The sequence below is a fragment of the Streptomyces changanensis genome, from assembly GCF_024600715.1.
In the GTDB taxonomy this organism is placed as follows: Bacteria; Actinomycetota; Actinomycetes; order Streptomycetales; family Streptomycetaceae; genus Streptomyces; species Streptomyces changanensis.
The window spans coordinates 757,384-769,143 of sequence record NZ_CP102332.1 but is presented as its reverse complement, the minus strand read 5'-3'; the positions used below and the strand labels follow the sequence as shown (position 1 = coordinate 769,143).

Genomic DNA, 11,760 nt, shown 5'->3' with positions numbered 1-11,760 from the left:
GCCCGGTCGCCGCCGCACCCGGCCCGGTCGCCGCCGCACCCGGCCCGGTCGCCGCCGCACCCGGCCCGGTCGCCGCGGCGCCCGGCCCGGCGGTGGCGGCGCCCGGCCCGGCGGTGGCGGCGCCCGGCCCGGGCGTCGTCGCCCCTGACCCACCCGTCGCGGCCCGCGGCTCGCCCGCCGCCGCGCTCGGACCGGCCGCCGCCGCGCCCGGACCGCCCGCCGCCGCTCCCGGCCCGGTGCGCCGGCGAGCGGCGCGGAGCCCGGTCGGCCGCTCCCGCGCCGCCGCGGCCTTCACGTCCGCCGCGTAGTCGTCCACGTACTCCTGACCCGACAGCTCCAGGATCCGGTACATGATCTCGTCCGTCACCGCGCGGACGACGGTCCTGTCGTTCTCCATGCCCGCGTACCGGGAGAAGTCCAGCGGCTCGCCGAAGCGGACCGTCACCCGCCGGATCCTCGGGACGACCTTGCCGGGCGGCTGGATCTCGAACGTGCCGACCATCGCGCAGGGCACCACCGGGACGCCCGCCCTCAGGGCCATCACCGCGACCCCCACCTTGCCCTTGTACAGCCGGCCGTCGTGCGAGCGGGTCCCCTCCGGGTAGATGCCCAGTAGCTCACCCCGGTCCAGCACCCCGAGCCCCTCCCGGATCGCGGCCTGCCCGGCCTCCTTGCCCGAGCGGTCGACCGGGATCTGCCCGGCGCTGCGGAAGAACGCGGCGGTCAGCCGCCCCTTCAGACCCGGCCCCGTGAAGTACTCCTGCTTCGCCAGGAAGGTGATACGGCGCTTCAGCACCGCCGGCATCAGGAAGTGGTCGGAGAACGACAGGTGGTTGCCCGCCACGATGGCCGCACCCGTCTCCGGCACATGTTCCAACCCCTCGGTCCTCGGCCGGAACAGCAGCCGCAGCAGCGGCCCGAGGAGCACGTACTTGAGCACGTAATAGAACACGGTCCTGCTCCCTACTGCGGCCACGACCGCGGCGGAAAGGTTTCCTCCCCTGCATCTTCCCGGCCCGCCCGGTTCCTCTCATCCGTACGCGTACTCAATAGCCGACCGCACCACCCCGTTCGGCGCAGCGCCGCCCCGGACGCGTGCCGGGGGCCGTGGCGGACGTCCGCCACGGCCCCCGGGTCCTTCGGGTACGTGCCTCCCCGCGCCGCCCGGGCGCGGGGCACGTCACCGGTAGGTGACGTCCGACGCGCCGTACCGGCAGAAGCTGCCGTCCGGGCCCTTGCCCAGCTGCTTCGGCTCCTTGCCGCTGCTGTTGCCCTGGTAGTGGGCGCACGGCTGGAGCTTGCGGCCCTTGTCACCGTGGATGCGGACGTTGCGCAGCGTCGCCGTGTCGCCGTAGTTGGAGTTGATGCCCACCAGCTGCTTGCCGGGGGCGGTCGCGTCCACGCCGTCGAGCACGATCGTCCGCTTGTACTGCTTGGAGCAGTTGCCGCAGCTGCGGACCAGCTTGCCGAAGTCCGAGACCTGGAAGCCGCTGATCCGCAGGGTGCCCGCGCCGTTGAACTGGAAGACCTTGTCGGACGCCTTCCGCGCGCCGCCGCCCTCGACCCGGTAGACCGCGGAGGCGGACTTGCCCTTGAAGGACGCGGCGTCCTCGCCGACGTCCTCCCACCAGACGTTCTGCAGCGTGCAGCTGCCCAGGCAGTGGACGCCGTCACCGGCGGGGGCGCCGATCACGACGTTCTTGAGGACCGCGCCGTCCTTCAGCGTGAACAGCGGCGCCTGGTTCTCGTCCTGCCCGCCGTCGCCCAGCGCGCCGCTGCCGTGGAAGCGCTGCAGCTTGCCGTCGTACGTGCCGCCGAAGGTGATCGTCTTCGCGACGGGCACGTTCTCCTTCGGCGCGGGCCAGGCGGAAGCGGCGCCCGCGGGGCTCAGCAGACCCGTCCCGGCGAGCGCGGCGCCGGTGAGGCCGAGCGCGGCGGCCCCGCCGACGAGTGCGCGGCGGCGGGTGAGCGTGCGGCGGTGCCGGGCGCGCGGCTGTGTGGTCGAACTCATGTGATTCCTCTGCTGGGGGGTACGTGCACCCGGTGGTCGCCGCCGCCACCGGATGGGTTGCCGCCCTCGAGGAAAAAAATCGGCCCGTCGCTCAACCGTCGCGGGTCGCGACCATCCCGAGCGTCACCAGCCCCAGCACGATCCAGGCGAACCACAGCCAGCCGCTGCTGCCCAGCCCGACCGTGTACGCCGTGATCAGCACCAGGGCGCCCACCGTGAGCGTTCCCATGGTCTTGGTTCCGGACATGGCGCCCTCCTCCTGGCCCGCGGGCCTGCTGCCATGGTCGCCCCGCAGGGCCCCCCGGCGCCACCGGCCGGCACCGGCCGGCCCCCCTCGGTGCTACCGGCCGCGCACCTGGAGGGAGGCGAGATAGGCGTTGTACGCGGCGAGCTCCTTGTCACCGTCCCGGTCGGCGGCCCGGTCGGCGCGCTTCGCCACCCGCTGCTCGGAGCGGTACCACTGGTACAGCAGCGCGACCAGCACGACCACGGACGGGATCTCGCTGAACGCCCACGCGATGCCGCCGGCGGCGTTCTGGTCGGCCAGGGCGTCGATGCCGAGCGAGGCCGGCGGGTTCGCGTACGTGCCGACCATCGGCTCCGAGCCCATCATCAGCGCGATCCCGAAGAAGGCGTGGAAGGGCATGCCCGCGAACAGCTCCAGCATCCGCATGACGTAGCCGGGCCGGTGCGGGCCCGGGTCCACGCCCATGATCGGCCAGAAGAAGACGACGCCCACCGCGAGGAAGTGCACCATCATCACGATGTGCCCGGTCGTGGACCCCATGAGGAAGTCGAAGACCGGGGTGAAGTACAGCGCGTACAGGCTCGCGATGAAGAGCGGGATCGTGAAGGCGGGGTGCGTGATCACCCGCATGTACCGGCTGTGCAGCAGCCACAGCAGCAGCTCGCGCGGTCCCTTGCCGCGGCCGCGGCCCGCGACCGGCAGCGCCCGCAGCGCGAGGGTGACCGGGGCGCCGAGGAGCAGCAGGATCGGCGACAGCATGCTGATCACCATGTGCTGCACCATGTGGACGCTGAACATGACCATGCCGTAGTCGTTGAGCCCGGTGCACATCACCAGCGCCACCGAGAGCACACCGAGCGTGAAGAAGACGACGCGGCCGACCGGCCAGGCGTCACCGCGCCGCCGCAGCCGCAGCACGCCCCAGCCGTACAGGGCCAACGCCAGCAGGCAGCCGACCAGGAAGAACGTGTCCGGCGAGTACGCCAGCCCCCGCTCCAGCGTGAACGGCGGCAGGTCCGACGTCATGCCGTGCCCGTGATCCATCCGGCGGCTCCTGGTTCGTGCTGGCTTGTCCGCTTGCGGCACCAGACTAGAACCGCCCCCGGTCGCGTCGGCGACCGGGGGCGGCTTCGCGGCGGGGTCGGATCAAAGGACGGTCTCCGCCTCCGCGTACCGCTCGCCGGGGACGGTCTTGAGGGTCTCGACGGCCTCCGCGAGCGGCACCATGACGATGTCCGTGCCGCGCAGCGCGGTCAGCATGCCGAACTCGCGGCGGTGCGCCGCCTCCACCGCGTGCCAGCCGAAGCGCGTCGCGAGGACGCGGTCGTACGCGGTGGGCGTGCCGCCGCGCTGGACGTGGCCGAGGATCACCGGGCGGGCCTCCTTGCCGAGGCGCCGCTCCAGCTCGATCGACAGCTGCCGCGCGATGCCCGCGAACCGCTCGTGCCCGTAGACGTCCTTGCCGCCCTCGTCGAAGTCCATGGAGCCGGCCCGCGGCTTGGCGCCCTCGGCGGCGACGACGATCGCGAACCGCTTGCCGGCCGCGAAACGGGCGCCGACGCGGGCGGTCAGCTCGTCGATGTCGAACGGCCGCTCCGGTACGACGATGGCGTGCGCGCCGGCCGCCATGCCGGAGTGCAGCGCGATCCACCCCGTGTGCCGGCCCATGACCTCGACGATGAGCACGCGCTGGTGCGACTCCGCCGTCGTCTTCAGCCGGTCCAGTGCCTCCGTGGCCACGCCGACGGCCGTGTCGAAACCGAAGGTGACGTCCGTCGAGGCGATGTCGTTGTCGATCGTCTTGGGGACGCCGACTATGGGCAGCCCCGCCTCGGAGAGCAGGTTCGCGGCCTTCAGGGTGCCCTCGCCGCCGATCGGGATGATCGCGTCGAGGCCGAGGTCGGCGACGTGCCCCTTCGCCCGCTCCACCCCGTCCACGAGGTGCGCCGGCTGGACCCGGGAGGAACCGAGGATCGTGCCGCCCTGGGCGAGGATGCCGCCCACCGCGTCGAGGTCGAGCTTGCGGTAGTCGGCTTCGAGCAGGCCCTTCCACCCGTCGTGGAATCCGATGACCTCGTCACCGTGGTCGACGACGGCGCGGTGCACGACGGAACGGATGACTGCGTTCAGACCGGGGCAGTCGCCGCCGGAGGTGAGCACACCAATGCGCATAGCCCGAAATACCTTTGCAACGTGGGCCGACTCCCGGACCACGTCGTCCGGCCTGGATCACCGCCACCCTACCGGCGAGGGGCGGGGCGGCCGAACCGGACGTCCGACCCGTGGACGGACTTCGGAGGAACAGACGAAGACGGTGCGCGCAGGGGCGGCCGCCGCCCGCTCACGGGTCGTGCGGCCGCCCCGGGGCGTCCTTCGGTCGGCGTCCCGGCCGGCGGGTCAGGCCGGCTGGCTGGCGGCCGCGATGCGTTCGGCGCGCAGCGCCTCGTACCACCGGTCGTCGGTCGGCGGCAGCGCGTTCACGTCGAGGGCCAGCTTCAGCAGCAGGTCCGCGATCTGCGGGTTGCGGGCCATGACGGGGCCGTGCATGTACGTACCGAAGACGGTGTCGTTGTACGCGCCCTCCGTGCCGTCGCCGGTGCCGTTGCCCTTGCCGAAGACGGTGCGCGCGAAGGGGCGCGCCGTCGGGCCGAGGTGCGTGACGCCCTGGTGGTTCTCGAAGCCGGTCAGCTGCGGCAGGCCCAGGCGCGGGTCGATGTCGGCGAGCACGTCGCCGACGCAGCGCTCGCCCTCGCCGCGCGTGGAGACCACGTCGATCAGGCCGAGGCCCGGCTCCCGCTCGCCGAGGTCGTTGATGAACTCGTGGCCGAGGATCTGGTACCCGGCGCAGACCGAGAAGATGATCGCGCCGTTCTCGGCGGCGCGGCTCAGACCGCCGTCGCGCCGCAGCCGCTCGGCGGCCAGCCGCTGGGGCCGGTCCTCGCCGCCGCCGATCAGGTAGATGTCGCCGGAGGTCGGCACCGGCTGGTCGCTGCGGACGTCCACGCGCTGCACGTCCAGGCCGCGCTGCCGGGCGCGGCGCTCGACGACGAGGGCGTTGCCCTGGTCGCCGTAGGTGCTGAGCAGGTCGGGGTAGACCCACACCAGACGCAGGCTGCTGTCGCTCATGCTCTCTCGTCCTCTCGGAGGTCGGGGTCAGTTGCCGACGCGGCGGCGTACGTCCTGGAACGCGGTGTAGTTGGCGATCAGCTCGATGCGCCCGGGCGGGGCCAGCTGCACCGCCTCGTCGAGCGTCTCGCACACCCGGAAGTCCAGGCCCGCGACCTCCAGCCGGACGGCGAGGTCCAGCCTGCGGTCGCCGATCACGAAGATCGGGTGGCCGGCGAGCCGCGTGTAGTCGACGTCCCACAGCCACGACGTGTCCGTACCGTCCGCGCCGCGCGCGTTGACCGAGAGCACCACCGGCGTCGGCGGCCGGTCGATGAGGGAGAACGTCTCCAGCCAGCCGGCGGGGTTCTTCGCCAGGAGCAGCCGCACGTCACGGCCCTCGAAGGACACGACGTCGTACCGGCCGGCGACGGCCTGCACCTGGTACATGCGCTCCAGCGCGACCTGGGGCGGCACGCCGAACACGGCGGCCACCGCGGCGGAGCTGGCGGCGTTGGCCTTGTTGGCGCGGCCCGGCAGCTGCAGGTGGATCGGCCAGGCCGAGCCGTGCGGGTCGAGGACGTGGTCGCCGCTGAGCGCCCACGTCGGGGCCGGGCGGCGGAAGCCGCACTCACCGCAGAACCAGTCGTCGCCGGGGCGCTGCATCACACCGCCGCAGGCCGGGCACGACCAGGCGTCGTCCTTCCACTCCTGGCCGGCCGCCACCCACACCACGTTCGGGGAGGAGGAGGCGGCCCAGACGACGAGCGGGTCGTCCGCGTTGGCGACGACCACGGCCTTCGTGCCGGCCAGGCCCTCGCGCCACTTCTCCGCGAGCATGCGGGTCTCCGCGGCGCGGTCCAGCTGGTCGCGCGAGAGGTTCAGCAGCGCGATCACCTTAGGCGTGGTGTCACGGGCGACTCCGGCGAGGTACTTCTCGTCCACCTCGATGACGCCGTACTTCGCGTCCGATCCACCTGCCAGGGCGGAGGTGATGCCCGCGGGCATGTTCGCGCCGAGGGCGTTGGAGACGACCGGGCCGCTGGCGCGCAGCGCCTCGGCGATGAGTCGCGTGGTGGTGGTCTTGCCGTTGGTCGCCGACACCAGGATGACGTCCAGGTGCTGCGCGAGCCGGCCCAGAAGGTCGGGGTCGAGCTTGAGCGCCACCCGGCCGCCGATCACCGATCCGCTGCCGCGTCCCGCCGCGCGAGACACCGCCGCCGCGGCCTTGCCCGCCGTCACGGCCAGCTTGGCGCGCGGCGACAGCGGCTCCGAGTTGCCTGCCATCGTCCTTGTTCCTCCTAGCGTGGGTCCGCCTCAGCCTATCGAGATCCGGTCGTGGTCCCGAACCCCGCCACCTGCCGGGGAGCTGGTGGCGGACCGGAACGTACCCTGACGCCATGCGAAACCGGCCGATCCCCGGCAGTTCCGGCGCCGTGCGGGCGATGAGCCTGCTCGGCTCGCCCGTGCTGCACGCCCCCTGTGAGACCGTCACCGACTTCGGGCCCTCCCTCGCCCGTCTGGTGGAGGACCTGTTCGCCACGATGTACGCGGCGAACGGTGTCGGTCTGGCGGCGAACCAGGTGGGGGTCGCCCAGCGGGTCTTCGTCTACGACTGCCCGGACGACGAGGACGTCCGTCACCTCGGCCACGTCGTCAACCCCCGCCTGGTGGAGGCGGACGGGGTGACGGTGCGCGGCCCCGAGGGCTGTCTGTCGCTGCCCGGACTGGAGGCCGGGACCGAGCGGTTCGACCGGGCCGTCGTCGAGGGCGTCGACGTGCGCGGCGAGCCGGTGCGGGTCGAGGGCACGGGGTTCTTCGCCCGCTGCCTCCAGCACGAGTGCGACCACCTGGACGGGCTGGTCTACCCCGACCGCCTCGGCGGCTGGCGCCGCGCCCGGGTGCTGCGGGCGGCCCGCCGGGCCCCCTGGGGCGGCGCCGGCTGACCCTCCCGGCGTGGGGCGGCGCCGGCTCTGACCCTCCCGGCGTGCGGCGGCGACTGTCCCTCCCGGCCCGGGGTGGCGCCCGGCTGACCCCGTCGGCCCGGGGCGGTGCCCGGCGACCCCCGCCGGCCTGCTCAGAAGCGCGGGACGCCGATGCGGTCCTCTGCCTCGGCGAGCCGGCCCCACAACAGGTCGGCCAGGGCCGACACCAGCGCGGCGCGGCCGCAGGGGCGTTCGCCCAGCCACCAGTCGCCGGCCGCGTACATCATGCCGACGATGCCGTGGCCCCACACCCGGGCCACGGCCTCGCCGCCCTCGCCCAGGTCTATGCGCTCGGCGATGACGTCGGCGAGCTCCTCGCCCATCCGGCGCAGCACCGGCGCCGAGTGGCGGCCGACGTCGAAGCCCTGCTCCTGCTGCTGGGCGGCGTCCTCGGAGGGGTGCATCAGGAACCGGTACACCTGTGGCCGGGCCTCGATCGCGGCGAGGTACGTGTCGAGGGTCGCCTCGACGCGCTGCCGGCGCCCGGCGGGGGCGTCCAGCGCGGCGCGCAGCGCGGCGAGCAGGGCGTCGGTGTGGCGCTTGGCGAGGGCGCGGTACAGCCCGCCCTTGTCACCGAAGTGGCGGTACAGGATCGGTTTGGTGATGCCGGCCTCGGCGGCGATGGCGTTCATGGACGCCTGCGGTCCGTCGCGCAGGACCACCCGGTCGGCCGCCTCCAGCAGTTCGCGCCGCCGCTGTTCGGCCGACCGCTGCTGCTCGGTCCGGTGTGTGGTCTCCATAGCGTCTCTCCCCGCCCGTCGCTGTTCCTGAGGCCAGCGCAACGTAACACCGACCCGGTGCGCGCTGCCGGTTGACAGCCTCTACTTACCGGTAACAGACTGCGGTTACCGCTAGTAACAATGTACGCCGCAGGAGGACGCATGGCCGGGTTCACGCTCGAGCTCAACGACGACCAGAAGCAGGTCCGTGACTGGCTGCACGGATTCGCCGAGGACGTGATCCGCCCGGCCGCCGCCGAGTGGGACGAGCGCGAGGAGACCCCCTGGCCGATCATCCAGGAGGCCGCCAAGGTCGGCATCTACTCCCTCGACTTCTACGCGCAGCAGTACTTCGACCCGACCGGCCTCGGCATCCCGGTGGCGATGGAGGAGCTGTTCTGGGGCGACGCCGGCATCGCCCTGTCCATCGTCGGCACCGGCCTCGCCGCCGTCGGCGTCCTCGCCAACGGCACCGAGGAGCAGATCGGCACCTGGATCCCCCAGATGTACGGCACTCCCGACGACGTCAAGGTCGCCGCGTTCTGCTCCTCCGAGCCCGACGCCGGCTCCGACGTCGCCGCCATGCGCACCCGCGCCGTGTACGACGAGGCCAAGGACGAGTGGGTCCTCAACGGCACCAAGACCTGGGCCACCAACGGCGGCATCGCCGGCGTCCACGTCGTCGTGGCCGTCGTCGACCCGGAGCTCGGCTCCAGGGGCCACGCCTCCTTCATCGTCCCGCCCGGCACCCCCGGTCTCGCGCAGGGGCAGAAGTTCAAGAAGCACGGCATCCGCGCCTCCCACACGGCCGAGGTCGTCCTGGACGACGTCCGCGTCCCCGGCTCCTGCCTCCTCGGCGGCAAGGAGAAGCTGGACGAGCGCCTCGCCCGCGCCCGTGAGAAGGCCCGCGAGGGCGCGGTGGGCTCCCCGGCCGGAGGAGGGGGGAGCGTGAAGAACGCCGCCATGGCCACCTTCGAGGCGTCCCGCCCGGCCGTCGGCGCGATGGCCGTGGGCACCGCCCGCGCCGCGTACGAGGTCGCCCTCGACTACGCCACCACCCGCCACCAGTTCGGCCGGCCCGTCATCGACAACCAGGGCGTCGCCTTCCAGCTCGCCGACATGCGCACCCGTATCGACGCCGCCCGCCTCCTCGTGTGGCGCGCCTCCTGGATGGCTACCAACGGCAAGCCCTTCACGGCCGCCGAGGGCTCCATGTCGAAGCTGTACGCGAGCGAGGTGGCCAAGGAGGTCACGGCCCAGGCGGTACAGATCCTCGGCGGCAACGGCTACACCCGCGAGTACCCGGTCGAGCGCATGCACCGGGACGCCGCGATCTACACGATCTTCGAGGGCACGAGCGAGATCCAGCGCCTGGTCATCGCCCGCACCCTCTCCGGTGTGCCGATCCGCTGACGCGTCACTTCACCGAACCGGCCATCACCCCCCGCACGAAGTGGCGCTGGAACACCAGGAACACGACCACCGGGACGACCAGGGAGAGGAACGCGCCCGGCGCCAGGACGTCGATGTTGCTCCCGAACTGCCGTACCTGCGACTGGAGTTCCACGGTCAGCGGCTGGGACGACGAGTCGGCGAACAGCAGCGCCACGAGCATGTCGTTCCACACCCACAGGAACTGGAAGACGGCGAGGCTGGCGATGGCCGGGCGGCCCACCGGCAGTACCAGGTGCGTGAAGATCCGCCACTCGCCCCCGCCGTCCATCCGGGCCGCCTCCAGCATCTCGCGCGGCATCTCCGCGAAGTAGTTGCGGAGCAGGAAGACGGCGAAGGGCAGCCCGTAGGCGACGTGGAAGAGGACGACGCCCGGGATGGTGCCGAACAGGCCCAGCTGGCCGAAGAGCTTGGCCACCGGGAGCAGGCCCACCTGGACCGGCACCACCAGCAGGGCCACCACCAGCAGGAACAACCAGTCCCGGCCCGGGAACTCCAGCCAGGCGAAGGCGTACCCGGCCAGCGCCGCGATGACGACGACCAGGACGGTCGTCGGTACGGAGATCAGCACGGTGTTCCAGAACGCCTGCGTCATGCCCGCGTTCTGAAGCAGCGACGCGTAGTTGGCGAACGAGAGCGACCCCGGGTCGGCCAGCGCCGTCCACCAGCCGCTCGACGCGCTGTCCTGCGCCGAGCGGAGCGACGACAGCAGCAGACCGGCCACCGGAGTGATCCAGACCAGCCCCACCACCAGCAGGAACGCCTGGACGAGGCCGTTGCCTAGCCACCGCCGCAGCCGGCGGGGCCGGTGGCGCGGGGGGCGGGGTGCCGGCGGGGCGGGCGCCGCCGCCGGCGGCGTCACGGGGGCGGTCGCGGTCGCGGTCATGACTGGCTCCTGCGGAAGCGGCGGACGTTGAAGACCATCGCGGGGACCACCAGCAGCAGGAGCAGGACGCCCAGCGCGCTGCCGAGCCCCTGGTCGTTGCCGCCGCCGAACGACACCAGCCACATCTGGGTGGCCAGGACCGTCGCGTCCTGCTGCACCGGGCCCGGCGCGATGATGTAGATCAGGTCGAAGACCTTCATCACGTTGATGACCAGCGTGACGAAGACGACCGTCAGCACCGGCGCCAGCAGGGGCACCGTGATCCGGCGGAACACCTGCCACTCGCTCGCCCCGTCCATCCGCGCCGCCTCCAGGGCGTCGCGCGGCAGCGCCGTCAGGCCCGCGCCGATGAGGACCATGGCGAAGCCGGTCCAGATCCACAGGTAGGCGCCGATGATCGCCGGGGTGACCAGGGCCGGGCCCAGCCACGACACGCCGGAGAACGGCGCGGCGAAGTTCTCCGCCGGCAGCCGGACCGTGTACGTGCCGCCCGCGTCCAGGCCGTCGAAGCGGAACGCCCCGTCCGCCCCCGTGGTGGCGGTGGCGACCGCGTCGCCGTCGCGCACCGCCTCCACGGTCAGGCCGGGCAGGCCGCGCTCGGCCGCGTCGACCCGCCCCGGACGCCCCCCGCCGCCCGGGGTGAAGTCGAGATAGACGACGCCGCGCAGCTCGCCGGGGCCCGGCCGGGCCCCGGCCGCCCCGGTGGCGGGGCGCGCCCCGTCGGGGACGTCCGCCGGTCTGACGCCGACCAGCCCGAGCGGGAGCGCCCTGCCGCCGGGCGCGAGTGGCCCGGCCGTCTCGTACGCCCCGTCCGCGGTCCGGCGCAGGCCCTCGGCGTCCCGGGCGCGCGCACCGGGGTACGAGGACCCGTCGGCGAACACGTCGTGCACGCCGACCACCGCCGCGTTGAGCACGCCCTTGTCGGGGTCCTCCTCGTACGCGAGCCGGAAGATGATGCCCGCGGCGAGGAACGACACCGCCATGGGGAGGAAGAGCAGCAGCTTGAACGCGGACGCCCAGCGGATCCTCTCGACGAGCACCGCGAGGACCAGTCCGAGGCCGGTCAGCAGGGTGGGCGCGACGACCACCCAGATCGTGCTGTTGCGGACGGCCTGGAGCGTGGCCGGGTCGCGGAACATCGCCGTGTAGTTGTCGGCGCCGACGAAGCGGGTCCCGGACGCGTCGAAGAAGCTGCGGCCGACGGAGAAGAGGACGGGGTACACCACCAGCGCGCCGAGCAGCAGCAGCGCGGGCAGGACGAAGGCGACGGCGACGGTGCGCCGGCGCCGTCCGGCGCGGGTCCGCGGGTCCGCGGGTCCGCGCCGGACGGGTGTGGTGACGTCGGTCATGGGGCC

Annotated in this window: 11 protein-coding genes and 1 pseudogene; 2 read left to right on the top strand and 10 right to left on the bottom strand. The window is 73.1% G+C overall.

The features are described 5' to 3' along the window. Positions 1-238: 238 nt before the first annotated feature. From NRO40_RS03275 to NRO40_RS03245, 7 genes and pseudogenes are all read right to left on the bottom strand, one after another. Positions 239-952 (bottom strand): annotated as a pseudogene (locus NRO40_RS03275) (lysophospholipid acyltransferase family protein); the annotation flags it as partial. 228 nt (positions 953-1,180) lie between these two features. Next, the gene (locus tag NRO40_RS03270; RefSeq protein ID WP_058944121.1) at positions 1,181-2,011 is read right to left on the bottom strand and encodes a pectate lyase; all 831 of its coding nucleotides are present in this window, start codon (positions 2,009-2,011) and stop codon (positions 1,181-1,183) included. 91 nt (positions 2,012-2,102) lie between these two features. Beyond that, complete coding sequence (locus NRO40_RS03265) at positions 2,103-2,258, bottom strand: hypothetical protein (protein ID WP_198549427.1); 156 nt, start codon at positions 2,256-2,258, stop codon at positions 2,103-2,105. 93 nt (positions 2,259-2,351) lie between these two features. Next, positions 2,352-3,302: a cytochrome c oxidase assembly protein gene (locus NRO40_RS03260; RefSeq protein ID WP_058944122.1), complete on the bottom strand. Its 951-nt coding sequence runs from the start codon at positions 3,300-3,302 to the stop codon at positions 2,352-2,354. Positions 3,303-3,404: 102 nt separating this feature from the next. Beyond that, positions 3,405-4,430 (bottom strand): 6-phosphofructokinase, encoded by a 1,026-nt coding sequence (locus tag NRO40_RS03255; protein ID WP_058944123.1) that lies wholly within the window; start codon positions 4,428-4,430, stop codon positions 3,405-3,407. 225 nt (positions 4,431-4,655) lie between these two features. After that, the gene (locus tag NRO40_RS03250) at positions 4,656-5,384 is read right to left on the bottom strand and encodes a type 1 glutamine amidotransferase (protein WP_058944124.1); all 729 of its coding nucleotides are present in this window, start codon (positions 5,382-5,384) and stop codon (positions 4,656-4,658) included. 27 nt (positions 5,385-5,411) lie between these two features. Then, positions 5,412-6,650, bottom strand: a complete 1,239-nt coding sequence (locus NRO40_RS03245; RefSeq protein ID WP_058944125.1) for a Mur ligase family protein — start codon at positions 6,648-6,650, stop codon at positions 5,412-5,414. Positions 6,651-6,763: 113 nt separating this feature from the next. Here NRO40_RS03245 and def point away from each other — a divergent pair, with 113 nt between their 5' ends. Then, positions 6,764-7,309 carry a peptide deformylase gene (gene def, locus NRO40_RS03240; protein ID WP_058944126.1) on the top strand — a complete coding sequence of 182 codons (546 nt, stop codon included), beginning with the start codon at positions 6,764-6,766 and terminating at the stop codon, positions 7,307-7,309. Positions 7,310-7,440: 131 nt separating this feature from the next. Here def and NRO40_RS03235 read toward each other — a convergent pair whose 3' ends face one another. Then, entirely contained in the window at positions 7,441-8,088 is a 648-nt protein-coding gene (locus NRO40_RS03235) for a TetR family transcriptional regulator (protein WP_058944127.1), read from the bottom strand. A 141-nt stretch (positions 8,089-8,229) separates the two neighbouring features. Here NRO40_RS03235 and NRO40_RS03230 point away from each other — a divergent pair, with 141 nt between their 5' ends. After that, positions 8,230-9,480 carry an acyl-CoA dehydrogenase family protein gene (locus tag NRO40_RS03230; protein WP_058944128.1) on the top strand — a complete coding sequence of 417 codons (1,251 nt, stop codon included), beginning with the start codon at positions 8,230-8,232 and terminating at the stop codon, positions 9,478-9,480. A gap of 4 nt (positions 9,481-9,484) precedes the next feature. Here the strand turns inward: NRO40_RS03230 and NRO40_RS03225 are convergent, their stop codons facing one another. Beyond that, positions 9,485-10,405, bottom strand: coding sequence for a carbohydrate ABC transporter permease (locus tag NRO40_RS03225; protein WP_232791198.1), 921 nt, complete (start codon positions 10,403-10,405; stop codon positions 9,485-9,487). After that, complete coding sequence (locus NRO40_RS03220; RefSeq protein WP_058944129.1) at positions 10,402-11,754, bottom strand: ABC transporter permease; 1,353 nt, start codon at positions 11,752-11,754, stop codon at positions 10,402-10,404. Before NRO40_RS03220 ends, NRO40_RS03225 begins: the two co-directional genes overlap by 4 nt. Positions 11,755-11,760: the final 6 nt, after the last annotated feature.